The sequence below is a fragment of the Streptomyces sp. NPDC096048 genome (assembly GCF_044763415.1).
Classification (GTDB): domain Bacteria; phylum Actinomycetota; class Actinomycetes; order Streptomycetales; family Streptomycetaceae; genus Streptomyces.
Map to the genome: position 1 here is coordinate 549,983 of NZ_JBIWGG010000005.1, position 23,313 is coordinate 573,295.

Sequence of the window (23,313 nt, forward strand, 5' to 3'; positions counted from 1 at the left end):
CGGGGCGGGGGGGCGCCGCGCGTGGGGCGGTTGGTGTGCGGGGTCGGTTGCGGGCGAGCCCCACCCCACACCCCCTCCTCCCGCCACACACGGCTCCCCTGGTGTCGTGCCGGTCTCCTTCTAGTCGGCCTTGGCGTACTCCTTGGCCATCCCTCCGGCGAAGTCGTACACGACGCACTGTCCGTCGCCCACGACCCAGGCGTCGTGGCCGGGCGAGCAGACGAAGACGTCGCCCGGGCCCACCTCGCTCTCGGCGCCGTCGTCCATGCGGACGCACATACGTCCCTCGGCCACGTAGCAGTTGTGGTGGATCATGCAACTGTCGGTGCCCGCGATGGGCGCGACGGACTCCGACCAGCGCCAGCCCGGCTCGAAGGTGGCGACGGCGAAGTCGAGTCCTTCCATGTGCACGGCCTCGATGTGCCCGCGGGGGAAATCGCGCCGCTCGTCCGGCTTGTCGATCGTCTTTGCCTCGAACATGACGCTCCTCCTTTCCCTGGCCCCACCACTCCATCGTCCACCTGTCAACTCGGGGCCGCCATCCGGGGGACGCGTGAGGTCAGCGCGGTGTGCCGCACAGGCGGGCGAAGCGTTCGGCGTCCACGTTGCCGCCGGAGAGGATCACGCCCACGCGTCCGGGCAGCGGGCCGACGCGGCCGGTGAGGAGGGCGGCCAGCGGGGTGGCGCCGCTCGGTTCGAGTACGGTCTTCAGCCGTTCGAAGGCGAAGCGCATCGCGTCCCGGATCTCGTCGTCGCTGACCAGCACGATCCCGTCGAGCAGCCGCCGGTTGAGGGAGAAGGTCAGCTCGCCGGGGGTGTGCAGGGCCTGGCCGTCGGCGATGGTGCGCGGGACCGGGACGGTGACGCGCCGGCCCGCCTCCAGGGACCGCTTGGTGTCGTCGCCGGCCTCCGGTTCGACGCCGATGACCCGGGTGCCGGCGTGCAGGCCCTTGACCGCGGTGGCGCTCCCGGCGATCAGTCCGCCGCCGCCGACCGGTGCGATCAGGGCGTCCAGTGGACCCGTCTCCTCGACCAGTTCGAGGGCGGCGGTGCCTTGTCCGGCGATGACGTGCGGGTGCTCGTAGGGCGGGATCAGGCTCAGTCCGCGTTCGGCGGCGAGGGCCTCGGCGACGGCGACGCGGTCGCCGGTGTAGCGGTCGTAGGTGACGATCTCCGCGCCGTAGCCGACGGTGGCCGCCCGCTTGGAGGGCGGCGCGTCCTCGGGCATGACGATCACGGCGGTGGTGCCCAGCTCGCGCGCGGCGAGGGCGACCGCCTGGGCGTGGTTCCCGGAGGAGTAGGCGGCGATGCCGCGGGACAGTTGCTCCGGCGTGAGGCGGGAGGCCGCGTTGTAGGCGCCGCGGAACTTGAAGGCGCCCACCCGCTGGAGGTTCTCGCACTTGAGGAGGGTCTCGGCGCCCGTCAGGGCGTCCAGGGTGCGCGAGCGCAGCACCGGGGTGCGGTGCGCGACGCCTCGGAGGCGGGCGGCGGCGGAGCGGACGTCGTCGAGGGTGACCGGCGGGGTGGTGGTCGTCACGCGTGTCCTCCAGCGGGATCGGTGGCGGGGTCGGCCGCGGCGCGGGCCTGGGAGAGGTAGTTGTAGGCGGAGGCCCGGGAGATGCCGAGCCGGGCGGCGACCTGCTCGACCGAGCGGCGTACGGCGAACACGCCGCGCCCGTCCAGGTCGCGGAAGAGTTCGAGTCGCTGTGCGCGCTCCAGCGCCGCCCAGCTCCTGTCCCGGCGCAGCGGGTGGGCGTCCACGATGGCGTCGACCACCGCGTCGATGTCGTCGGCGAAGGTGGTCGCCGGTGGGTCGGCGGGGGTGCCCGCGGCCCCGGCCAGGGCGCCGAGCAGGGACCGGGCCCGGTCCACGGCGGTGACGTCCAGGTTGACGCACAGGGCACCGAACACGGCCCCCGTGGAGTCGCGCAGCACCATGGTGGAGGACTTCAGCAGGATGCCGTCGCCCGTCCGCGTGACGTAGTTCAGCTCGTCCCGCGCCTCGTCGCCGCGGGCCAGCACGCGCATGCCGATCTCGCTCATCGCCCCGCCCACCGTCCGGCCGGTCACCGAGCCGGCGACGGCCACGACCGATCGCTCGGGGCGCCGGTAGTCGTGCAGGACCACCTCGCAGACCGGGCCGAACGTCGCCGCGATGCCGTCCACGACGGGGCGCAGGGCGGCGAGGACGGCGTCCCGTTCGACGTCCAGGGCCGGTTCGCTCACCAAGGGCCTCCCTATTCGGCATTCGGCTGCACGGAGCTTCGGGACTTTTAGACTACACGTCCAAGGACTGGACTGACAGTCCAGACCGGCTTCCGTGTGACATGCCAGACCGCGTCTGGAGGCCGCCCACCGGTCACGGCGGCGGTGGCGGCCCTGACGCAGTGGACGCGCCGGGCCCGCCTACTGGTCCCGACGCACCGGGTCCGCCTGCTGGTCCCGCCGCACCGGGCCGCCTGCTGGTCCCGCCGCACCGGGCCGCCTGCTGGTCCCGCGGCGCGCCTATGTCATCGACGGAAGGCAGGCCAAGCCGCCGATGGGCGACAAGTGGTCCACCGGGAACTACGGCCTGATCAGGGCGTCCGGCCGCCGCGAGTCCGTCCTGGACCGCCCTACCCGTCCGGGCGCGAGCCGAAGGAGTGCATGTCCCGGTGCGGCTGTGTCGCCGCTTCTACGAGGCGAACCCGGCCGGCGACTGCTGGACGTTCCAGTGGATCGACACGGCCCTCCCTCGGCGGCCTCGCCCTCGGACTCACCGTCATCACGGTCCTGTTGCCGCGCCGCCGGGTCTGACACCCTCTGCGGCACCGCCCCCACCCCTCACACGGAGAATCCACCCCATGCCCAAGGACGCCAAGTCCCCGAAAAAGCTGCGCGGCAACCGTGCCGCGCTCACGCACAAGGTGGGGTACGCACTGCGCCACCCCGAGCGCGTCGGCCCCTACCTCCGCCGGGCCGGCCGGGACGCGTGGCTGCGGATCAGGCACCCGGACCACGTCGGTTACTACCGGGCCGTGATGGCCTCCGACGCCCGCCGCAACCCGGAGGCCGCGGTCGGCAGCCGGACCCACGACCGATGGCTGGCGCTCGGGCAGATGCAGTTCGAGTACCTGATCGAGCACGGGCTGCGTCCCGAGCACCACATGCTCGACATCGGCTGCGGCAACCTGCGCGGCGGCTGGCGCTTCATCGAGCACCTGGACGCGGGGCACTACTACGGCATCGACATCTCGCCGGACATACTGATCGCCGCCAAGGAGACCCTGACCGAGCGCGGACTCCAGGCCAAGCTGCCCCACCTGACCATCACCGGGAACCTCACCCTGGACTTCCTGCCGGACGACCACTTCGATGTCGTCCACGCGCACAGCGTCTTCTCGCACTCGCCGCTGAACGTGATCGAGGAGTGTCTCTCCCACGTCGGCCGCGTCCTGACCGAGACCGGGTTCTTCGACTTCACCTTCGACCGCACCGAGGGCACCGAACACCAGGTGCTGCACGAGGACTTCTACTACCGCACCGACACCCTGCTGGCGCTGGCCCGCGGGCACGGTCTGCACGCGCGGTTCATGGAGGACTGGGAGAAGCGGCCGCACGGCCAGTCCAAGATCCGCGTCAGCCGCTCGCCGCTGCCGTCGTAGGCGGCGGGCGACATCCCGGGGGCCGGGCCGTGCGCCCGGCCCCGGTCGGCGTGGGTCAGGGCCGCGGGTCGGTGCGCCGCCAGCCGGGCCGGGCGTCCGCGCCCCGCCGCCCGGCCGCGGCGGCGCAGCGGGGGCAGACCCGGCGGACCTCGTCGGCCGCACCGCCGGACTCGGGCAGCACGTCGGTCCAGGTGACGGCCGGGAACCTGGACAGCTGCGAACGGTTGAGGGACAGACCGCACACGGTCTGGTTCATGCCCTGCTCCCACGCGTGCACCTCGCCGGACGGCAACCAGCGGCCGTCCTCCTGGTCCCACCAGCGGCCGGAGGCCGCCACCTCGTAGCGCCGTGTCCTCGCCATGGGCTCGGCCCGCCGCCTTCCTCACCCGGGTACCCGCGTTCCGTCCGTACCGGGTGCCCCGGACGGCCGACGCCCACACGCGCGTACCTCCTCCTGTGTGATCACTCCGCAAGTCCTGCCGATTTCGGGTGTTTTGTCTGCTTAGCATGCGGGGTCCGCGCATCACGGGTCGGCGCCACCGCGCGACGGGGCCCTGGCACGGACGGCGCACACCGGCTCGCCCCGACGCGAGTACCCCGTGCCGGCGTGCGTGGGGCGACCGCCCGGGGCCCCACCCGGTTCCCCGTGCCGCTCGCCCATGGACCGCCCGCCCCGTACGAGAGGACACCAGATGGCGCCCACGGGCCGTCACAGCCGACTGGCCGAGCACGCCTTCTCCCCGCACGACGCCGTGATGGGCGCCGCCGCCCGGCACCTGGGCCGCCGGCGTTTCCTCACCGTCACCGCGGCGGCCGCCGCGCTCGCCTTCTCCACCAACCTGCCGGCCCGCGGCGCGGCCGCCGCCCCGCTGCGAAGCGCCCGGATCACCAGCGACCCGTTCACCCTCGGCGTCGCCTCCGGCGACCCCCTGCCGGACTCGGTGCTGCTGTGGACCCGGCTGGCGCCGGAGCCGTTCCTGGAGGACGGCGGGATGGGCACGGAGCGGGTCACGGTCGACTGGGAGGTGGCACTCGACGAGTACTTCGCGGCCGTCCTGTTCCGGGGCACCGCCGACGCCCACGCCGAGTACAACCACAGCGTGCACGTCGACGTGAAGGGCCTGACGCCGGGCACGGTGTACTACTACCGCTTCCGGGCCGGTGCCTGGCTCAGTCCGGCGGGCCGCACCCGCACCGCGCCGCCGGCGGGCAGCGCCACGTCGTCCTTGAAGCTGGCGGCGGTCGCCTGCCAGGCCTACCAGGACGGCTACTACACGGTGCTCCGGCACCTCGCCCAGGACGACGTCGACGTGGTCTTCCACCTCGGCGACTACCTGTACGAGTACGCGGTGAACTCACAGGGCGGGGAGCGCCGCTACACCGACGTCGTCCTGCCCGACGTGTTCAACCGCGAGACGATGACCCTCGCCGACTACCGGCTGCGCTACTCGCTCTACAAGAACGACGAGGACCTCAGGGCGGCCCACGCCGCGCACCCCTTCGTGGTCACCTGGGACGACCACGAGACCGAGAACAACTACGCCGGCAGCATCCCGGAGAACGCCATCCCGCCCGAGGAGTTCCTGCTGCGGAGGGCGGCCGCCTACCGCGCGTTCTGGGAGAACCAGCCACTGCGCGCCGCACAGCTGCCGCAGGGGCCGGACGCCCAGCTGTACCGCCGGCTGCACTGGGGCACGCTCGCCCAGTTCGACATCCTCGACACCCGGCAGTACCGCTCCGACCAGGCCTACGACGACCGGCCGCACGCCCCCGGGCCCGAGTCGGACGATCCGGCGCGCACCATCACCGGCGCCGCGCAGGAGCAGTGGCTGCTGGGCGGCTGGCAGAGCTCGACCGCGCTGTGGAACGTGATGCCCCAGCAGGTCTGCTTCTCCCAGCGCAAGTTCGACGTGACGGCCGACGCCGCGCTCTCGATGGACGCCTGGGACGGTTACCGCGCCTCGCGCGACCGGGTCGTCGCCGGCGCGAAGGCCGCCGGGGTCGAGAACTGGCTGATCCTCACCGGCGACGTGCACGTGGGCTACGCCCTCGACGTCAAGGAGGACTTCGACGACCCGGCGTCCGCCACCGTCGGCACGGAGGTCACCTGCACCTCGGTGGCCAGCGGCCGGGACGGCGTGGAGCAGCCCGCCAACTGGGACCTGTACATGCAGGCCAACCCGCACATGAAGTTCTACGACGGCAGGCGCGGCTACGTCCGGGTACAACTCGACCGCCAGGCCGCCCGCCTCGACTTCAGGACGGTCTCCGCGATCAGCACGCCCGGCGCTCCCATCAGCACGGCCGCGTCCTTCGTCACCGAGGCGGGCGCCCCGGGGCTGAACCCCGCCTGAGCCCGGCCCGGCGTGCGCGTCCGCGTACTGCACTTGCCACCCACCGCGTCCCCCATAGCGCGAAAGACTCCGGGACCCGACATCGCCGCGGATCTTTCCGGCAAGGACTGTGACTTCGCCGCAGTCGCACCGTGAACCACGGTCACTCACCGATCCCCGCTGTCTCGTACAGCCCCCGAAGGAGGCACATCGCATGGTCGGCAGACATGCCGCGCGCAGCCGCCGCGCAGCCCTGACCGCGCTCGGCGCCCTGGTCCTGACCACACTCCCCGCGGCCGCGTCGGCCGCACCCCCGCCCGCCCCGGGGGCGCAGCCCGGCGCCGCCCGGACGCTCGGCGTCGGCAAGGTCTCGCCGCAGGTGCTGCGCGCGATGCAGCGCGACCTGAGGCTGACGCCGGAGCAGGCGGCGGCGCGGCTGGTCAACGAGGCGGAGGCGGGCACCCGGGCGGGCATGCTGCGCAACACCCTGGGCGACCGCTTCGCCGGGGCCTGGGTGAGCGGCGCGACCTCCGCCGAGCTGACGGTCGCCACGACCGACGCCGCGGACACCGCCGCCATCGAGGCTCAGGGCGCGAAGGCGGCGGTCGTCGAGAAGGGGCTGGCCGAACTGCGCGCGGTCAAGGAGAAGCTGGACGCCGTCGCCGTCCGCACTCAGACCCCCGAGACGCCGGTCTGGTACGTCGACGTCAAGGCCAACCGGGTGATGGTCCAGGCCACCGGCGAGCCGGCCGCGTCGGCCTTCGTGGCGGCCGCCGGGGTGGAGGGCCAGGACGTGGGCGTCCGCGTCTCGCCGGACCGGCCGCGGGTGCTGGAGGACATCGTCGGCGGCGACGCCTACTACATCGACGGTCAGGCCCGCTGCTCGATCGGGTTCTCCGTCACCAAGGACGACCGGCAGGGCTTCGCCACGGCCGGTCACTGCGGCGCTCCGGGCGCCACCACGACCGGGTTCAACGAGGCCGCCCAGGGCACCTTCCAGGCCTCCACCTTCCCCGGCAAGGACATGGCCTGGGTGGGCGTCAACGCCGACTGGGCCGCCACACCGGACGTCAAGGCGCAGGACGGCGAGAAGGTGCGGGTCGCCGGCTCGGTGGAGGCGCTCGTGGGCGCGTCGGTGTGCCGTTCCGGTTCCACCACCGGGTGGCACTGCGGCACGGTCGAGCAGCACGACACGAGTGTCAGCTATCCGGAGGGCACCGTCGACGGACTGACCGGGACGACGGTGTGCGCCGAGCCCGGCGACTCCGGCGGCCCCTTCGTCGCGGGCGACCAGGCGCAGGGCACCACGTCCGGTGGTTCGGGTGACTGCACGAACGGCGGGACCACCTTCTACCAGCCGATCAACCCGCTGCTCAGCGACTTCGGCCTCACCCTGAAGACCACCTCCGCCTCGGCCGGAACACCCGCCCCGCAGGACAACGCGGCGGCGGACGCGTGGGCGGCGGGCCGGGTCTACGAGGCGGGGGCCACGGTGTCCCACGCGGGCCTGCGGTACCGGTGCCTGCAGAACCACCAGGCGCAGGGTGTCTGGTCGCCGGAGAGCGCGCCGGCCCTGTGGCAGCGTGTCTGACGGACGGTGAGCCGCCCTACGGCGGCGGGCGCGGGGCCGCGCTGCTGGAGGCGGCCCCGCGCTTCGTCATTCCTCGGCGAGGAGCGCGTAGGCGGTGGCGATGAACGGGTCGTGGGCGCGGAACCGCCGGGTGCACACCGCGGCCAGGGCCGTGCCGGTGTCGGGCCTGAAGCCCAGGAACGCCTGCTGGCCGAGGGTCGCGCCGCTGTGGAAGTACATCGGCCCGCCGTCGGTGGGGTGGCGGAACCACGCCACCGTGTGCACGTGCCGGTGCCCCAGCCCGCGCCTCAGCACCGGCACGCGCACCGCGCGCAGCGCGCCCGCGGCCGGTGAGCCGGCCGGGTCGAGGTGGGCCTCCAGGAAGGCGAGCAGGTCGTGCGGGGTGGACCGGACGGCCCCGGCCGCCTGGAAGCCGCCCGCGTCGAAGGCCGGGACGGGGGTGCGGCCGTCCTTGCGGTGACCCGTGGCGTCGGTCTTGGGGTCCTCCGCCCGCAGGGCGGTACCGCTCAGGCCCAGCGGGCGCAGGACGTACTCGGTGAGCAGGTCCTCCCAGGGCGTGCCGGTGACCGCGGCGACGGCGTGTCCGAGCACGGAGACGCCGTAGTTCGAGTAGTGCCAGCGGGTTCCGGGGCGGTGCCCGGGGCGGTGCCGCAGGAAGGCGTCGGTCAGCCGCTCGGCCGGGTAGCGGGCGTAGGGGTTGGTGCGCCAGGCGGGCAGGGCGCGGGGGACGAAGTCGGCCGGCAGGGCGGGCAGTCCCGAGGTGTGGGTGATGAGGTGGGCGAGCGTCACGGGGTCGGGTCCGGGGGGCCGGGCGGGGTCCAGGCAGGCGGCGGCCGGTTCGCCTCCGGTGAGGACACCGCTTTGGATCAGCCGGGTCAGCAGCAGCCCGGTGAACGTCTTGGAGGCCGACCCGGTCTCGTAGCGCAGTTCCTCGCGGGGGACGGCGGGCGGCGGGGCGGTACCGCCGGTGTGCAGGGTGCGCCGGCCGCGCCGGGAGACGGCGAAGACGACGTCGGGTGCGTCGGAGGCGTCGACGGCGTCGGCGAGCCGTGCCCGCAGGGCCGCGTCGTCGGGGGGCCCGAGGGGGGCGCGCTCCGGCGGGACGTCCTCGGGGTCGGCGGGGTCGCCCGGCCAGGGCGTGGGACGGCCCGTCATGAGCCGGTGTGCGCCAGCTCGGTGAGGGCGCGTGAGGTGGCCAGCAGCGAGGCGAAGGCGGCGACCAGCGTCGGGTGGTAGATCAGGTCGAACAGCGTGTCGGGGTCGCCCTCGGGCATCGTCCGTACGGCGGGCATGGCGCCGTCGGGCTGCTGTGCGGCGGCGAAGCCCTGCCAGGCGGGCTCGTCGAGGGTGGGCCTGGGCAGGCAGGCGTCGACGACGAGGAGTTCGCCGAGCAGGTCCCAGCGTTCGAGGTCCAGCCAGTCGTCGATCCAGACCGGGAGCCAGGTGGCGAGATAGTCGGCGATCGGGGCGGGCAGGCCGTCGGGGTTCTCGCCCCAGTCGGTGAGGTGGAAGACGGTGTGGGTGACGTCGTAGGCGGTGTGGCCCTCGACCGTCCAGGGTTCGGGGGTGCCGGCCAGCCAGGTGGTGGCCACCAGGTCGGCCTCGGGCGGCCGGGCCGTGAGGCCGAAGCGGCGCTGGAAGGCGGACAGGCCCAGGCGCCGGGTCGGTGTCACCGGGAACCTCGTCCAGCTGTCCAGCCGGTGGTTGAGGACCGTGGCCCGCTCCACCTCGGGCTGGCTGTAGCCCAGCTCCTTGAACGGCAGGTACACCTCGAAGGGGACCGGTGAGAACGGCTCGATGCGCTGCCCGCGCACCAGCATGCGGCCGCCGTCGAGGGTTTCGCGCCAGGTGTGGTCGAGCAGTTGGCGGGCGAGTTGCGCCTGCCGGGAGCCGGCGACGCCCTCGCGGAAGAGCACCTTGCAGATCAGGGCGAGTTCCCCGATCGGCTTGAAGCGTTCCAGAAATCCGATCTCGGGGTCCACGTCCGGCTCCAGCCGGAAGCCGTCGCGGTGGGCCCACAGCCACTCCAGGGCACCGACTCCGACGCGGTGGATCAGGCGGGTGTCCGTCATCCCGGCACTCCTTGTCCGGCGTGGTCCACGTCCCTCGGCCGTGCGGTGGTGAGGGCCGCCGCGAACGCCGCCATCAGGGTGGAGTGGTAGCAGTCGGTGAAGGCGTAGGGGTCCGGGCCGTCGGCGGCCCCGGCGGCGTCCTGGACAGCGCCTTCCTCGGGGAGGGCGCCGGAGGCGTGCTGTGCCGCCGCGACGCGCTGCCAGGCGTCGTCCAGGACGGCCGGGTCCGGCGGGCGCGGCAGGCTCGCCGCCACCGCCAGCAACTCGCAGCTCAGGTCCCACATCCGGGCCTCGACGCAGGTGTCGAGCCAGGGCGGCAGCCAGTGCCGCAGATAGTCGGCCAGGTCCGGTGGCACGCCCTGGGTGGTGCGTCCCCATTCGGTGAGGTGGAAGACGACGTGGGTGAGCGCGTAACCGGACGCGCGTTCGAAGGTCCAGGGTTCCGGCAGGCCGCCCAGCCAGGTGCGGCCCAGCGCCCGCGACACCTGGCCGTGCGGGCTCAGGCCGCTGCGCCGCTCGGCCTCGATGACGCCGAGCCGCCGGGTGGGGTACTGCTCGGTGAGCCGCCAGCCGCGGGTGCGTGCCACCACGGCGGCGGACGCCTCGTAGCCGGGGTGCCGGTGACCGGCCGAGGCGAAGGCCGCGTACACCTCCAGCGGGTAGGTGGCGAAGGGCTCCAGCGACTGCATCAGCAGGAACAGTTCGCCCCGGCGGGTCTGCTGCCAGGCGAAGTCCAACAGGTCGGACACACGCGTGTGGACCGGGTCCGACGGCGGGACGCGGGCGGACACGGACGCGCAGACCTGGGCCAGTTCGCCCAGTGGTTTCCAGGTGCGGTTCACCTGGCCGTCGGCGGCCAGCGCGTCGTCACCGAGGGCGAAGCGGTCGCGGTGGGCCCACACCCAGTCCAGGGCGGCCTCCTCGACCTCCCGGACGCTCACAGGAGGACTCCGGCCGGCATCAGCCGTGCCGCCTCCAGTTGCAGGGCCACCCGCGGATCGCTGCCGCCCATGAGCCGTACGAAGTCGAGGCCCGCCTCGAGACCGAGGGTGTCGGGCACCCCGTCCAGGAGGGTGAGCCAGCGTCCGGCTCCGGCGGCCTGCTGCCAGTCACGGCGGCGTACCGCCCGTACGAAGCCGCGGGCCACGTCCACCGGACGGCGCCGGGCCGCACGGGTCACCGCGCACTCCTCGCCGGGCAGCGCGAGCGGGGCGAGTACGGCGAGCTGGTGGGTCAGGAACTGCCAGCCCGCGTCGTCGAGCCAGTCGGCGCCGGGTTCGGCGCCCGGGTCGTCGGCGAGCGGGTCGGTCAGGGGTTGTTCGAGCCGGCGCAGGGCACGGACCATGGCCCAGTGGCTCCATACGACGGCGGGGGCCGCGTCGGCGCGCGGCGGGTGGGCCGCCACGGCGTCCTTGAACACGGCGAGTTGTCCGGGCTCGGGCGGGACGCGCAGGAGGGCGGTGGGCAACAGTGTGTCGGCGCCCAGAACGCGTACCGCCGCACGTGCGACGCCTTCGCCCGCTCCGCCTCCGGTCAGGGTGCCCCCCGCTCGCACGTGGTCTCCGCTCCGAAGAGCGGAGACCACGTCGGAAGCGAGGTCCAGCACCGTTCCCTGGAGAAGGGCTGACGTGCTCGACTGCTCCATCTCACTGCTCCCGTCGGTCCGTCAACCCTTCTTCGGGCGCGGGGTCGGCGGGGAAAGCAGAAGAGAGGTACCTCCGGACTGGAGGGCGAGCGCTGCGCACTCGCGGCTGTCGCGGAAGACTCCGTCGGGCTCGGCGGGGTCGAGTACCGCTTCGATGTCGATGTTCTCGGTCTGGACTTCCTTGAGCACCTCGTTGGAAGGCATTTCACCATCTCCCTCTGGTAGCCAATGGCCTTCACACCACAGGTGTCCGGGAAGTCACAAAGCATGCCTCTCTTCTCAAAATTCTCGGAAGATAACTTTTTCAACAAATAGGACACCCACCCCTCTACTCGACGCGTCGCAGGCGCCACACGTTGTCCTCGCGGAAGCCGTCGACCCCCTCGGGCGAGAGGCTCGGCCGCCGGACCGTCTCCCTGGTCTCGACGGTCCACTCGCCGCCGGGCAGGGCGAGTTCGTCGAGGACCTCGTCCAAGGTGGGGAAGACGGCGTCGAAGGGCGGCTCGGTCTGCCAGGACGGCCACCCGGCGTGCATGACGATCAGCAGGGTGCCGCCGTCCGCCACGGCCCGCGCGGCGTCGCGCAGGACGGCCTGCTGGTCGAGCGCGACCGGGGACTGCAGGTAGTGGGCGCTCACCAGGTCGAAGGAGCCCTCGGGGAACGACCGGCCCAGCTCGTGGCGCTCCCAGGAGACCCGGTCGCCGACTCCCGCGTCGGCGGCGTGCCCGGCGGCGCGGTCGAGCGCGGTGCCGGAGATGTCCACGCCGGTGACCCGCCAGCCGCGCGAGGCCAGCCACACGGCGTCCGCCCCCTCGCCGCAGCCCAGGTCGAGCGCGGTGCCCGGGGCGAGGTCGCTCGCCTCCCGGACCAGCAGGGCGTTGGGGCGGCCGCTCCAGACGCGGTCGGTGTCGCGGTAACGGGCTTCCCAGAACTCCGCGGCGGGGGCCGGGGCGGGCGTGTCGGTCATGGTGCCTCCTGGAGACGGACGGGATCGGCTGCACGGCGGGGCGCGCGAGTGCCACGCGCTCCGCCCATGCACAGGCTGCACCGGTGGACGCCGGTCCGGCAAAGATCTTTGCCGGTCCAGCAAATCGCGCCGCCGGTCCGACCCATCCCGCTCGCCCCGCTCGCCCCGCCCGTCCCGCTCGCCCCTCGGGTCAGCGCGTCAGAGCGCCCGACTCGGAGTCGGGGGCGTCGGTGCGCACCCAGACCGTCCGCTGCGGGAACGGGATGTCGATGCCGGCCACGTCCAGGGCGTCCTTGACCCGGCGCCGCAGTTCGCGGGTGACGCCCCACTGCTGGAGCGGCACGGTCTTGACCGCGAGGCGCACGAGCACACCGTCGGCGTCCAGGGACTGCACGCCCCACACCGCGGGGTCCTCCAGCAGGAGATCCTCGAACTCCGGGTCCTGGCGCAGGGCGCGGCCGGTGTCCTCCAGCACGCGGTGAACGGTGTCGAGGTTCGCGTCGTAGGCCACGGCGACATCCAGGACGGCACGCGCCCATTCCTGGCTGTCGTTGCGGACCCGCAGGATCTCGCCGTTGCGGATGTGCCACAGGCCGCCGTTGAGGTCACGTACATGGGTCAGCCGCAGGCCGACGTGCTCCACCTCGCCGACGGCCTCCCCGAGGTCGACCGAGTCACCGACGCCGTACTGGTCCTCCACCATGATGAGCAGGCCGGACAGATAGTCGGCGACCAGGCTCTGCGCGCCGAAACCGATCGCCAGGCCCACCACTCCGGCACTGGCCAGCAGCGGGCCGAGCGCGATGCCGACCTGGTCCAGCACCATGGCCACGCCGACCATGAACAGCACGATGGTCACGGCACTGCTGAGCACCGAGCCGATCGTGCGGGCCCGCTGTTCGCGGCGCTGCCGCGCCCGGGACCGGTCGCGGTGCAGTACGGCGGCGCCGCGGGTCGGCCTGCGGGGCCGGCTCGGGTCGGTCTCGCCCGCCGACGGCTCCAGCACTCGCTGGACGACCCGGGTGATGGCGCGCTTGGCCACCACGCGCACCACCAGCAGGACGACGACGATGAGCGCGATGCGCAGGGGTATCCCGATCAGTGCCGCGGTGTGGTCGCCGATCCAGTCCGACCACGAGGCCGCCAACTGCGGGCCGGTGGCCAGGCCGGTGGGTGGGGAGGTGTGCGACATCGGCTCAAGTGCTCCGTTCCTGGGGGACTACGTCTCTGCCGTCGGGGCCGCCTACCCACGGTCGACTCGAACATGACGCCCGGCACACTTCGGCACACGCAAGCTCTTTACCCCCACTTGCCCCATATGTCCGACGGTTGCGTCATCTTCACTGAATACCGGCCCATCGCCGACGCCGACCCGGGCACCCGGAGGGGAGTCATCCACAGCGGAGGGGGACCTGCGGCGTGGTTATCGTTGCCGTCCTACTGCTGCCCGGACTGGGGCTGCTGTTGTTCACCATGACGTACCTGGAGGACCGGATGTTCGGCGATCCGGGCCCGCCCGCCCGGCACGCCCGGCGCCGACATCTGCGTCTCATTCCGGGCGGCAGGGCCGCGGAGGCCTCGCCGCCCCGGAACCCGAAGCCGGCCGAGCACCGGTCACCCGACCGGGACGCCGCCTGAGGCCGGTCCCGTCGGCACGGCTCCCGGGCCGGTCCGCGGACGCCGGCTCCGGCGCTCGGGGCGCCAGGTTGCCACCAGTGCCGCGGCGAGCAGGAGTTCGGCGACGTCCCCGGCGTAGTACATGATCTCCGCGCCCTGCTGGACCTGGTCGACGGGCGCGTGGATGTGGACGAGGAACCCGCCGTACATCGCCTGGGCGATCAGGGCGTGTGCGGCGATCGCGATCCCCAGGTACACCAGCCGGGCCGGGACGCCGGGCCGCCCGGGAGCGGGGTCGGGGCCGGCGACGGCATGCGCGAAGAGGCATCCGGCGGCCAGGAAGTGGGCGTTCATCAGCCAGTGCCCCGCGGGGTGACTCATCGCCGTGTCGTACAGCGGGGTGAAGTACAGCACCCCCAGGGTGCCGGTACTCAGCGCGAGCGCCACCGCGGGGTGGGTGAACAGGCGCGCGGGGCGGCCGTGCAGCAAGGCGGTCACCCGGCGGGCGCCGGCCGGTGGCAGGGTGCGGAGCGCCAGGGTGATCGGAGCGGCCAGCACCAGTGCCAGCGGCGCGTACATGCCGATCAGCATGTGCTGGGCCATGTGTCCCCGGAAGTCGGCGTGCGCGGCGGGTCCCAGCGGCGGCAGCAGTGCGACGGCCGACAGCGCCAGCCCGACGAGGAACGCCGCCGACCGCCAACCGCTCCAGCCCTGCACGGGGTTGCGGCGACGCGCCCGGCGCACGGCGAGCAGGTAACCCCCGGCCGCGGCGAGGAGGAGCACCAGGACCAGCACGACGGGTACCGCGTCGAGTACGCCTTCACCGCCGCCGGCGCTGTCCTGGTGCGCGGGGTGGGTGCCATCGTGCGCGCCGCCGCCCGTGCCGTCCATCAGGCCTGGCTCCGGGGCCGTGCGGCGCCGCGCGGGGCGTCGGGGTCGAAGGGCTGTCCGCCGCGCTGGAGCAGATATCCGCCGACCAGGAGAAGGGCTCCGAGGACGAGGAAGCCGGCGTCCCACCATGCCTGGTGCGGGCCGGCGTAGACATGATGAATGCCCAGAACGTGGTGGTCGAGGACGCCTTCGACCAGGTTGAACAGGCCCCACCCGGCCAGGATCCAGCCCCACAGCACCCGCGAGGCCCACACCGCCCGCCGGTTGTGGGTGACCCGGGAGTACAGGAGGGCCAGTCCGAGCAGCACGGCGATCCAGCACACGGTGTGGAAGATGCCGTCCCACACGGTGTTCATCTCCAGCCCGGAGACGGTGTTCGGGTTGTAGTACTTCACGCCGATGCGGTCGTCGTTGGTGCTGGTGAGCATGTGGTGCCACTGGAGGAGCTGGTGGAGCAGGATGCCGTCGGCGAAGCCGCCGAGCCCGACCCCGAGGACGATGCCGGGCAGCCGGATGCTGTTCGGTGCCGTCATGGCCGCTCGGGTCTCACCTGTCGTGGTGGCCATCGCCTGTACTCCGTCCCGTCGGCGGTGCGCGCGGACCTACGGGACACGGTTTCCCGTTCGGCGGGCGGCTGTCACCCACCGGCGGGATCGTTCCGCCGTTTCGCGTCAGCCTCCTCGATGGCTCGCATCACTCTTGCGGCGGAGCTACGAGCGGGTCCCCGCAACCCTGCGTCCCGCAGCCGCCCCTTCCCTCGCCCGCCGCCTCGCCGACGCGCGCTGGGGCGTCAGGGGCGTCCGGCGCGACCCCGCCGTCCTGGTCGCCGGCCCGGGCCGGGGCACCGGGCGCTGCCGGGGCCGCCGCGGCCGCGCGAACCGGCCGAGGCACCGGCGATGCTGTCCCGGACGGGAACAAGCACGGCTCACGCGAGGAGATCCTATGAACACCGAGGAACGGCACGCCACGGACGCGGACACGGAGTTCGTGAGGTTCTGGCAGGAGCGCCGGGTGTGTTTCCTGTCGACCCAGCGTGCCGACGGGACCCCGCACCTGGTGCCGATCGGGGTGACGTACGACCCCGTCACCCGTACGGCACGCGTCATCACGAGCCGGCATACCGCGAAGGTGCGCAACGTCGAGCGGGCGGAGCGTCCCGTCGTCGCCGTGGGTCAGGTGGACGGCCGGCGCTGGTCCACCCTGGAGGGCGTCGCCACCGTACGGGACGACGCCGAGGCGGTCCGCGACGCGGAGGCGCGCTACGCGGCCCGCTACCGGCAGCCGCGGGTGAACCCGGAGCGGGTCGTCATCGAGATCGCCGTCCGGCGTTTCCTCGGCACGATGCGCCCCCTCACGCCCAACGGGAACGACGCCCCCCGAGGGTGATCCCCCGGCCACCGGCCCCCGGCCGGGTCAGTCGCCGCTCCCGGAGTGGGAGGCGGACGTCTCGGCCGCCCCGGCCGCCCCGGCCGGTGACCGGCGGCCGAGTCGCCCGGGCCACCACGCCACGGCGCCGATGTCGCGGGCGAGCGCCGGAACGAGCAGCGACCGCACCACGAGCGTGTCCAGCAGGACGCCGAAGGCCACGATGAAGGCGATCTGCACCAGGAAGGCCAGCGGGATCACCCCGAGGGCGGCGAACGTGGCGGCGAGGACGACGCCGGCCGAGGTGATCACCCCGCCGGTGGCGGTCAGACCCCGCAGGATGCCCTCCCGAACCCCGTGGACCAGCGATTCCTGCCGTACCCGGGACATGAGGAAGATGTTGTAGTCCACGCCGAGGGCGACCAGGAACACGAACCCGTACAGCGGGACGGAGGCGTCCGTGCCGCTGAAGCCGAACACGTGGGTGAAGACGAGGGCCGAGACACCCAGCGTGGCCAGGAAGTTGAGCGCCACCGTCGCCACGAGCAGCACCGGCATCAGCAGGGAGCGCAGCAGGACGATCAGGATGACCAGGATGATGGCGAGCACCACGGGCACGATGAGCGTGCGGTCGTGTGCGGCGGTGCGCTGGGTGTCGTACTGCTGGGCGGTGTAGCCGCCGACGAGGGCGTCCGCGCCGGGCACGTCGTGCACGGCCGACCTCAGCCGGGACACCGTGCTCTTGGCGGCGTCGCTGTCCGCGGGCGCTTGCAGCGTCGCATCGATCCGCACCCGCCCGTCGACCACCTTCGGTTCACCGCCGCCCGGCCGGCCGGAGGCGGTGACCGCGGCGGCGGAGGCGACGCCTCGTGTGTCGCGGGTCGCCGCGAGGACGGGGTCGAGCCGGGCGGCGTCCGCGATGATCACGGCGGGGTTGCCGGAGCCGCCGGGGAAGTGCCGCGCCAGGGTCTGCTGGGCGGCGACCGAGGGCGCGTCGTTCACGAAGATCTCGTCCAGCGGTACGCCCTTGGAGGTCAGGGTCGGCGAGAAGGCGGCGCAGGCGAGCAGCGCGGCGAGGGAGATCGCCCAGATGCGGCGCGGGGCCCGGTCCACGAGCTCGGCGATGCGGTGCCACAGGCGGTGCCCGGCGTCCGGATCGCCGGCCCGGACCGGCTTGGCCGGCCAGTAGGCGGCCCGGCCGAGCAGGACCAGGACGGCGGGCAGGAAGGTGAGCGTGCTCAGTACGGCGCAGACGATGCCGATGGCGCCGACGGGTCCGAGCGCGCGGTTGTTGGTCAGGTCGCTGAGCAGCAGCGCGAGCAGGCCCAGGGCGACGGTCGCCGCGCTGGCGACGACCGCTCCCCAGGAGGCGCGCAGGGCCGCGCGGACGGCACTGAAACGGTCCGGGTGCCTGGCCAGTTCCTCGCGGTAGCGGGCGGTGAGCAGGAGCGCGTAGTCGGTGGCGGCGCCGATGACCAGGATGGAGAGGATGCCCTGGACCTGTCCGTCGACGCGTACGACGTCGCGGTCGGCGAGCGCGTAGACGATCGCGCAGGCCAGGCCCAGCGCGAAGACGGCGCCGAGGATGATGACCAGGGGCAGCAGGACGCTGCGGTAGACGAGCAGCAGGATCACCAGCACGGTGACCAGTGCGACGCCGAGCAGCAGGCCGTCGATGCCCGCGAAGGCGTCGGAGAGGTCGGCCTGGGAGGCCGCCGGCCCGGCGAGTTGCGCCTGGGTGCCGGGCACCTGCCCGGCGGCGTCGCGGATGCGCTCCAGGACGTCGGGCAGGCGGTCCCCGAGGCCGGGCTCGACCTGGACGACGGCTTGGAGGGCCGCGCCGTCGTCGGAGGGCAGGGCGGGCGTCACGGGGCCGACGGTCCCGGGCTCCCCTTCGAGGCCCGCGACCGATCGGGTGGCCGCCGCCCGGTGTTCGGTGACGGCGCCGCCGCCGTCCGCGGTCCACACGACGATCACCGGGAGGGTCTCGTCCTGCTGGAAGGCCTTCTGCGCGTCGACGACCCGGGTGGACTCGGCGCTGCGGGGCAGGAAGGCGGCCTGGTCGTTGGTGGCCACCTCGCCGAGCTTTCCGGCGTACGGGCCGAGGGTTCCGCCGATGCCGAGCCAGACCAGGAGGAGGACGACGGGGATGAGCCAGCGGGCTCGTCGGGAGGGGGTGGACATCGGTCTTCAGGTCTCCAGGTCTCCAGCGGCACGGAAAGTGACTCGATCATAAACAATCTCAATGATTGAGTTACTTGAGGGTGGCGTGACACACCGACTTCTGCCCGCACCCGTCCCCCGGATGCGCCACGCGCCGGAGAATCAGCGGCCGTCCGACCGCACCAGCCGCAGCTCCTCGTTCATCGCCGCCAGAAAACGGAGCACGGCCTCCAGTTCGCTCTCGTCGAAGCGCGCGCAGGTGGTGGCGGCGGCCTCGGCCAGTGGGCGGAAGTACGTCCGGGCCGCCGCCCGGGCATCGGGCACGTAGTGCAGATGGACGACCCGGCGGTCGGCGCTCTCCCGGACCCGGCGCACGTGCCCGGCGCGCTCCAGCCGGTCCACGCACGCCGTCACCGCGCCCGAGGTGAGCCCCAGGTGTTCGCGCAGCCGCCCCGGCGTCATGGGCTCCTGTGCGTCCAGGATCGCCGCGAGTGCCTGGACGTCGGTGGCGTGCAGCCCGTGTTCACCGGCGAACATCTGCACGAGGCGGTTGATCTCGCCGTTCATCCGCCGGAGCCGCGCGGCCAGGACGTGCAGGTCGCTCGCCTCGGACCCGGCTCCGGTCCCCCGATCGTGCGCGTGCTGTCCACGCTGGTTCGCTGTCGCCACGCGATCAGCGTATAGAAGGGTCAACCTGGGTCACCGCGCATCCACCCCGGTCCGCGAGCGGGAAGTGATCACCGCGACGACTTCCCGTGAGAGACGGAGCCCGCCTTATGAGCGAAGGACACGGCCGCGTGAACCGCGACGGCGAAGGGGACGGCGACGGCGGCAGGGCCGGCGACGCAGCGGGGCTGCGCTGCCTGGTCACCGGTGCCACGGGGTACATCGGCGGCCGGCTCGTGCCGGAGCTCCTCGCCGCCGGGCACCGGGTGCGGTGCCTGGCCCGCTCCCCGTACAAGCTGCGCGACCACCCCTGGGCCGGCCAGGCCGAGGTGGTACGGGGAGACGTCACGGACGCGGACTCGGTGGCCCGGGCGATGGAGGGCGTCGACGTCGCCTACTACCTGGTGCACGCGCTGGGCGGCGGCGGGGACTTCGAGGAGACCGACCGGCGGGCGGCGCGCACCTTCGCGGAGCGGGCCGCGGCGGCCGGTGTACGGCGCATCGTCTATCTCGGCGGCCTGACGCCACCGGGCGTGCCGGAGCGCGACCTGTCGCCGCACCTGCGCTCCCGCGCGGAGGTCGGCCGCGTCCTGCTGGCCTCCGGCGTGCCCACGACCGTCCTGCGGGCCGCCGTCGTCATCGGCTCCGGGTCGGCCTCCTTCGAGATGCTGCGCTACCTCACCGAGCGGCTGCCGGTGATGGTCACGCCGAGCTGGGTCCACACCCGGATCCAGCCGGTCGCCGTCCGGGACGTGCTGCGCGCCCTCGTCGGCAGCGCGCGCATGCCGGGCGACGTCTCCCGCGCCTTCGACATCGGTGGCCCGGACGTCCTCACCTACCGGGAGATGATGGTCCGGTACGCCGAGATCGCGGAGTTGCCGCGTCGGCTGATCGTCCCCGTGCCGGTACTCACGCCCGGCCTGTCCAGCCACTGGGTCGGCCTGGTCACCCCGGTGCCCGCGTCCATCGCGCGCCCGCTCACCGAGTCGCTGCGGCACGAAGTGGTGTGCCGCGAGAACGACATCGTCCGGTACGTGCCGGCCCCGCCGGGGTTTCCGCTCGGCTTCGACGACGCGGTCCGGCTGGCCCTGCAACGCGTGCGGGACGCCCAGGTCACCACCCGCTGGTCCTCCGCGTCGGTGCCCGGGGCGCCGAGCGACCCGCTGCCCACCGACCCCGACTGGGCGGGCGGCAGCCTCTACACCGACCACCGCGCGCTGACCGTCGACGCGCCGCCCGACGCGCTGTGGCGGGTCATCGAGGGGATCGGCGGCGACAACGGCTGGTACTCCTTCCCGCTCGCCTGGGCGGTGCGGGGCTGGCTGGACCGGCTGGTCGGCGGGGTCGGACTGCGCCGCGGGCGCCGGGACGCCACTCGGCTGCGGGCCGGTGACTCGCTCGACTTCTGGCGGGTGGAGGAGATCGTCCCCGGCCGGCTGCTGCGCCTGCGCGCGGAGATGCGGCTGCCGGGACTGGCCTGGCTGGAGATGTACGCCGAGACGGACGACGCGGGCCGGACGCGGTACCGCCAACGGGCCCTGTTCCATCCCCGCGGGCTGGCGGGCCACGCCTACTGGTGGAGCGTGTGGGCCTTCCACTCCGTGGTGTTCGGTGGCATGGCCCGCAACATCGCCCGCGCCGCCGCACGGGACCCCCGCCCGTCCGGCCCGGGCCCCGATGTCCCCGCCTCCTGAGACAGGCGGTCGCGCAGGGCACGCAGCGGACACCCACCCGCCCACTCCCCCCTCACTCACTCACACCACGCCGCACCTCACCGCAGCGCGCTGCGGGCGCTGCCCTTCCCGCGTCCCGTACCACCGAGGAGCACCATGACCACGTCGGTCGTCCTGTTCACCCGCGACCTGCGGCTGCATGATCATCCGCCGCTGCGCGCCGCTCTCGACGGTTCCCGGGCCGTCGTGCCGCTGTTCGTCCGCGACCGGGCCGTCGACGCCGCCGGTTATGCCGCGCCCAACCGGCTCGCCTTCCTCGCCGACTGTCTGCGGGCCCTGGACGCGGGCCTCCGGGAGCGGGGCGGGCGGCTGATCGTCCGTCGCGGTGACCTGGTCGAGGAGGTGTGCGCGGTGGTCGGCGAGGCGGAGGCCGACGAGGTGCACATGGCGGCCGACGTCAGCGCGCACGCGCACCGGCGTGAGGAACTCCTGCGGGCCGCACTGGAGGCACGGGGCTGCCGGCTGCACGTCCACGACGCCGTGACCACCGTGCTGGCCCCGGGGTCCGTCACCCCCGCCTCCTCCGACCACTTCGCCGTCTTCACGCCGTACTTCCGGCGCTGGGGCGAGCGGCCGGTCCGGAACGTCCTGGCCGCGCCCCGGAGCGTTCCCGTCCCGGACGGCGTCGGCTCCCAACCGCTGCCCTCCCGCGGTGACCTGCCGGGACTGTCCCCGGGACTGCCCGCCGGCGGTGAGGAGGAGGCCAGGAAACGGCTGGCGGCCTGGCTGCGCGGCGGCATCACCGGTTACGAGGACCACCACGACGACCTGGCCGGCGACGCCACCTCCCGTCTCTCGCCCTACCTGCACTTCGGTGCCCTCTCCCCCGTCGAGCTGGTCCACCGCGCCCGCCGCGAAGGCGGCCCCGGCGCCGAGGCGTTCGTACGGCAGCTGGCCTGGCGGGACTTCCACCACCAGGTCCTGTCCGCACGTCCGCACGCCGCCTCGGCCGACTACCGCACCCGGCACGACCGCTGGCGTACCGGGGCGGAGGCGGAGGAGGACGTCGCCGCGTGGAAGGACGGGCGCACGGGTTACCCGATCGTCGACGCCGCGATGCGCCAACTGCGGCACGAGGGCTGGATGCACAACCGGGGCCGCCTGCTGACCGCGAGCTTCCTCACCAAGACGCTCTACGTGGACTGGCGCGTCGGCGCGCGGCACTTCCTCGACCTGCTCGTGGACGGCGACATCGCCAACAACCAGCTCAACTGGCAGTGGGCGGCGGGCACCGGGACGGACACCCGCCCGCACCGCGTCCTCAACCCCACGGCCCAGGCACGGCGCTTCGACCCCGACGGAGCGTACGTCCGGCGCTGGGTGCCCGAACTGGCGGGCCTGGAGGGACGGGCCGTGCACGAGCCGTGGCGCCTGTCCGGCCCGCGGCGGGCCGCGTACGACGCCTACCCCGACCCGATCGTGGACCTCGCCGAGGGTCTGGACCGCTTCCGCCGGGCCCGTGGCCGCGACTGACCGGGCGGGGTGCACGTCCGCGGGGCCGGGCGGCCGTCAGGTGAAGGGGCTGTTCGGCGTGCGGGTGCCGGGGCTGTCGGGGCGGGCCGTGTGGTCCGGGTGGTCCCGGGTCCGGCGGGCTTCCTTCATCTCCGCCTCGTACAGATGGTCGCGGCCTTCGGCGAGCCGCTCCACGGCCGCGCGCTCCAGGTCCTTGAACGCCTGGTAGTACGTCCGGTCGTAGGCCTCGACGATCTGGAACGTCCAGTGGCCGGGGATGACGTTGCGCCCGAGGATCTCCCTCTCGACCCGCTCCGCCCACTCCGCGTGGCCCGCCTCGCGCAGCAGTGCCACCGCGCGGTCCAGTTCCAGGTCCGCCGTGCCGGTGAGCTGGTGGAAGGAGAACAGGTGCCCACGGGCACGCTCGGTCGTCTCCAGCGCCTTCGACAGGGACCCGAGGGCTTCCACGGTCTTGTCGCTGACGTTCTCGGGGCGCCGGTGCGGGTCTTCCATACCGTGGTGGTTCCTTTCCGTACAAGGGCCGGTATGCGGGTCGACGCACGTATCGGTGCTCGTGCGGACGGCGTCACTCCAGCGGATCGTGGCCCCAGTTCATCAGCGAGTACCGCCAGCGGGTGTCCTGGACATCGCCCGAGGGACGCTGGGCCAGGTGCCGGCGGATGTAGCCGACGACTTCGCGCATGTGCCGGTAGTCGTCGTCCGAGAGGTCGCCCTTCTTCGTCCGCAGGATGTCCACGATCCGGCGTCCGGACGCGTGCCCGGTGGACTCTCCGCCGCCCTTGTGCTGTCCGGCGTTTTGCGACCGGTCGGAGGCCAACCACCTCTCCAGTGCGGCCGGTGTCATGTTCACCAGCTCATGGAACCCCTCCCAGGTCTCCTTCTGTTCGTCGCCGTGCACGCCGCCTCACTTCCGCTTCTTCAGCGCCGACGGCTTGTGCACCGCGGACTTGCCCGACTTCTCACTGCGCACCTGGTACTGCGGGTCGTCGGAGGACGCGTCCACCGTGCGGCCCGCTGCCTCGGTCCGCTCGGTGATCTTCTTCTCCACCTCGCCCCCGGTCCGGGTGCCGTGGCTGCTCCATTCGACCTTGTCGCCCTTCTTGAGGTCCTCGCCCTCGTCGCGGTTCTTCGCCATCTCGGTACTCCTTCGCTT

At 73.3% G+C, this 23,313-nt stretch carries 25 protein-coding genes; 7 read left to right on the top strand and 18 right to left on the bottom strand.

Annotated elements, in window-relative coordinates; genetic code table 11:
* Nucleotides 1–120 precede the first annotated feature (120 nt).
* The 3 genes from ACIQ6R_RS16935 to ACIQ6R_RS16945 all read right to left on the bottom strand — a co-directional run bounded on the left by ACIQ6R_RS16935 (nt 121) and on the right by ACIQ6R_RS16945 (nt 2,226).
* Nucleotides 121–480, bottom strand: coding sequence for a cupin domain-containing protein (locus tag ACIQ6R_RS16935; RefSeq protein ID WP_310869689.1), 360 nt, complete (start codon nt 478–480; stop codon nt 121–123).
* A 79-nt stretch (nt 481–559) separates the two neighbouring features.
* Complete coding sequence (locus ACIQ6R_RS16940) at nt 560–1,537, bottom strand: pyridoxal-phosphate dependent enzyme (RefSeq protein WP_404222079.1); 978 nt, start codon at nt 1,535–1,537, stop codon at nt 560–562.
* Nucleotides 1,534–2,226 carry a transcriptional regulator gene (locus ACIQ6R_RS16945; protein WP_404186810.1) on the bottom strand — a complete coding sequence of 231 codons (693 nt, stop codon included), beginning with the start codon at nt 2,224–2,226 and terminating at the stop codon, nt 1,534–1,536. The genes ACIQ6R_RS16940 and ACIQ6R_RS16945 overlap by 4 nt, the downstream gene beginning before the upstream one ends.
* Nucleotides 2,227–2,843: 617 nt before the next feature.
* Between ACIQ6R_RS16945 and ACIQ6R_RS16950 the strand changes: the two genes are divergently transcribed.
* Nucleotides 2,844–3,644: a class I SAM-dependent methyltransferase gene (locus tag ACIQ6R_RS16950; protein WP_404222081.1), complete on the top strand. Its 801-nt coding sequence runs from the start codon at nt 2,844–2,846 to the stop codon at nt 3,642–3,644.
* 55 nt (nt 3,645–3,699) lie between these two features.
* On the opposite strand, the gene ACIQ6R_RS16955 is transcribed toward ACIQ6R_RS16950, so the two are convergent.
* A complete protein-coding gene (locus ACIQ6R_RS16955) occupies nt 3,700–4,005 on the bottom strand; it encodes a hypothetical protein (protein WP_404186814.1) in 306 nt (101 codons plus the stop codon).
* A gap of 331 nt (nt 4,006–4,336) precedes the next feature.
* Between ACIQ6R_RS16955 and ACIQ6R_RS16960 the strand changes: the two genes are divergently transcribed.
* Together ACIQ6R_RS16960 and ACIQ6R_RS16965 are read left to right on the top strand one after the other, a co-directional pair.
* Entirely contained in the window at nt 4,337–5,998 is a 1,662-nt protein-coding gene (locus ACIQ6R_RS16960) for an alkaline phosphatase D family protein (protein ID WP_404222083.1), read from the top strand.
* Between the two features lie 193 nt (nt 5,999–6,191).
* The gene (locus tag ACIQ6R_RS16965) at nt 6,192–7,568 is read left to right on the top strand and encodes an alpha-lytic protease prodomain-containing protein (RefSeq protein WP_404222086.1); all 1,377 of its coding nucleotides are present in this window, start codon (nt 6,192–6,194) and stop codon (nt 7,566–7,568) included.
* A gap of 66 nt (nt 7,569–7,634) precedes the next feature.
* Here ACIQ6R_RS16965 and ACIQ6R_RS16970 read toward each other — a convergent pair whose 3' ends face one another.
* The 7 genes from ACIQ6R_RS16970 to ACIQ6R_RS17000 form a co-directional block, all read right to left on the bottom strand.
* The gene (locus ACIQ6R_RS16970; protein WP_404222088.1) at nt 7,635–8,723 is read right to left on the bottom strand and encodes a serine hydrolase domain-containing protein; all 1,089 of its coding nucleotides are present in this window, start codon (nt 8,721–8,723) and stop codon (nt 7,635–7,637) included.
* Nucleotides 8,720–9,640, bottom strand: coding sequence for a DUF6895 family protein (locus ACIQ6R_RS16975; RefSeq protein ID WP_404222091.1), 921 nt, complete (start codon nt 9,638–9,640; stop codon nt 8,720–8,722). Before ACIQ6R_RS16975 ends, ACIQ6R_RS16970 begins: the two co-directional genes overlap by 4 nt.
* On the bottom strand, nt 9,637–10,581 hold the full coding sequence (locus ACIQ6R_RS16980) for a DUF6895 family protein (protein WP_404222093.1): 945 nt from the start codon (nt 10,579–10,581) through the stop codon (nt 9,637–9,639). Before ACIQ6R_RS16980 ends, ACIQ6R_RS16975 begins: the two co-directional genes overlap by 4 nt.
* On the bottom strand, nt 10,578–11,285 hold the full coding sequence (locus ACIQ6R_RS16985; RefSeq protein WP_404222095.1) for a hypothetical protein: 708 nt from the start codon (nt 11,283–11,285) through the stop codon (nt 10,578–10,580). The genes ACIQ6R_RS16980 and ACIQ6R_RS16985 overlap by 4 nt, the downstream gene beginning before the upstream one ends.
* A gap of 21 nt (nt 11,286–11,306) precedes the next feature.
* Nucleotides 11,307–11,489: a hypothetical protein gene (locus ACIQ6R_RS16990; RefSeq protein ID WP_404186821.1), complete on the bottom strand. Its 183-nt coding sequence runs from the start codon at nt 11,487–11,489 to the stop codon at nt 11,307–11,309.
* A 124-nt stretch (nt 11,490–11,613) separates the two neighbouring features.
* Nucleotides 11,614–12,252 (bottom strand): class I SAM-dependent methyltransferase, encoded by a 639-nt coding sequence (locus ACIQ6R_RS16995; RefSeq protein WP_404222097.1) that lies wholly within the window; start codon nt 12,250–12,252, stop codon nt 11,614–11,616.
* Between the two features lie 190 nt (nt 12,253–12,442).
* On the bottom strand, nt 12,443–13,444 hold the full coding sequence (locus tag ACIQ6R_RS17000) for a mechanosensitive ion channel family protein (RefSeq protein ID WP_404222099.1): 1,002 nt from the start codon (nt 13,442–13,444) through the stop codon (nt 12,443–12,445).
* Between the two features lie 227 nt (nt 13,445–13,671).
* Here ACIQ6R_RS17000 and ACIQ6R_RS17005 point away from each other — a divergent pair, with 227 nt between their 5' ends.
* Nucleotides 13,672–13,890 carry a hypothetical protein gene (locus tag ACIQ6R_RS17005; protein WP_404186824.1) on the top strand — a complete coding sequence of 73 codons (219 nt, stop codon included), beginning with the start codon at nt 13,672–13,674 and terminating at the stop codon, nt 13,888–13,890.
* Here ACIQ6R_RS17005 and ACIQ6R_RS17010 read toward each other — a convergent pair.
* Nucleotides 13,867–14,760, bottom strand: a complete 894-nt coding sequence (locus ACIQ6R_RS17010) for a cytochrome c oxidase assembly protein (protein ID WP_404222101.1) — start codon at nt 14,758–14,760, stop codon at nt 13,867–13,869. The genes ACIQ6R_RS17005 and ACIQ6R_RS17010 overlap by 24 nt on opposite strands.
* The gene (locus tag ACIQ6R_RS17015) at nt 14,760–15,326 is read right to left on the bottom strand and encodes a DUF2243 domain-containing protein (RefSeq protein ID WP_404222103.1); all 567 of its coding nucleotides are present in this window, start codon (nt 15,324–15,326) and stop codon (nt 14,760–14,762) included. The genes ACIQ6R_RS17010 and ACIQ6R_RS17015 overlap by 1 nt, the downstream gene beginning before the upstream one ends.
* A gap of 376 nt (nt 15,327–15,702) precedes the next feature.
* On the opposite strand from ACIQ6R_RS17015, the gene ACIQ6R_RS17020 reads away from it, so the two are divergent.
* Nucleotides 15,703–16,146 (top strand): TIGR03618 family F420-dependent PPOX class oxidoreductase, encoded by a 444-nt coding sequence (locus tag ACIQ6R_RS17020; RefSeq protein ID WP_404222105.1) that lies wholly within the window; start codon nt 15,703–15,705, stop codon nt 16,144–16,146.
* Nucleotides 16,147–16,173: 27 nt separating this feature from the next.
* Here the strand turns inward: ACIQ6R_RS17020 and ACIQ6R_RS17025 are convergent, their stop codons facing one another.
* Entirely contained in the window at nt 16,174–18,309 is a 2,136-nt protein-coding gene (locus ACIQ6R_RS17025; RefSeq protein WP_404222107.1) for an MMPL family transporter, read from the bottom strand.
* A 141-nt stretch (nt 18,310–18,450) separates the two neighbouring features.
* Complete coding sequence (locus ACIQ6R_RS17030) at nt 18,451–18,957, bottom strand: MarR family winged helix-turn-helix transcriptional regulator (protein ID WP_404186829.1); 507 nt, start codon at nt 18,955–18,957, stop codon at nt 18,451–18,453.
* Between the two features lie 107 nt (nt 18,958–19,064).
* On the opposite strand from ACIQ6R_RS17030, the gene ACIQ6R_RS17035 reads away from it, so the two are divergent.
* Nucleotides 19,065–20,648: an SDR family oxidoreductase gene (locus tag ACIQ6R_RS17035; protein ID WP_404222109.1), complete on the top strand. Its 1,584-nt coding sequence runs from the start codon at nt 19,065–19,067 to the stop codon at nt 20,646–20,648.
* A 135-nt stretch (nt 20,649–20,783) separates the two neighbouring features.
* The gene (locus tag ACIQ6R_RS17040; protein ID WP_404222111.1) at nt 20,784–22,160 is read left to right on the top strand and encodes a cryptochrome/photolyase family protein; all 1,377 of its coding nucleotides are present in this window, start codon (nt 20,784–20,786) and stop codon (nt 22,158–22,160) included.
* A gap of 36 nt (nt 22,161–22,196) precedes the next feature.
* Here ACIQ6R_RS17040 and ACIQ6R_RS17045 read toward each other — a convergent pair whose 3' ends face one another.
* The 3 genes from ACIQ6R_RS17045 to ACIQ6R_RS17055 form a co-directional block, all read right to left on the bottom strand.
* Entirely contained in the window at nt 22,197–22,652 is a 456-nt protein-coding gene (locus ACIQ6R_RS17045; protein WP_404222113.1) for a hypothetical protein, read from the bottom strand.
* A 73-nt stretch (nt 22,653–22,725) separates the two neighbouring features.
* Nucleotides 22,726–23,058 carry a DUF3140 domain-containing protein gene (locus tag ACIQ6R_RS17050; RefSeq protein WP_404222115.1) on the bottom strand — a complete coding sequence of 111 codons (333 nt, stop codon included), beginning with the start codon at nt 23,056–23,058 and terminating at the stop codon, nt 22,726–22,728.
* Between the two features lie 6 nt (nt 23,059–23,064).
* Nucleotides 23,065–23,295, bottom strand: coding sequence for a DUF2945 domain-containing protein (locus tag ACIQ6R_RS17055; RefSeq protein WP_404186834.1), 231 nt, complete (start codon nt 23,293–23,295; stop codon nt 23,065–23,067).
* Nucleotides 23,296–23,313 lie beyond the last annotated feature (18 nt).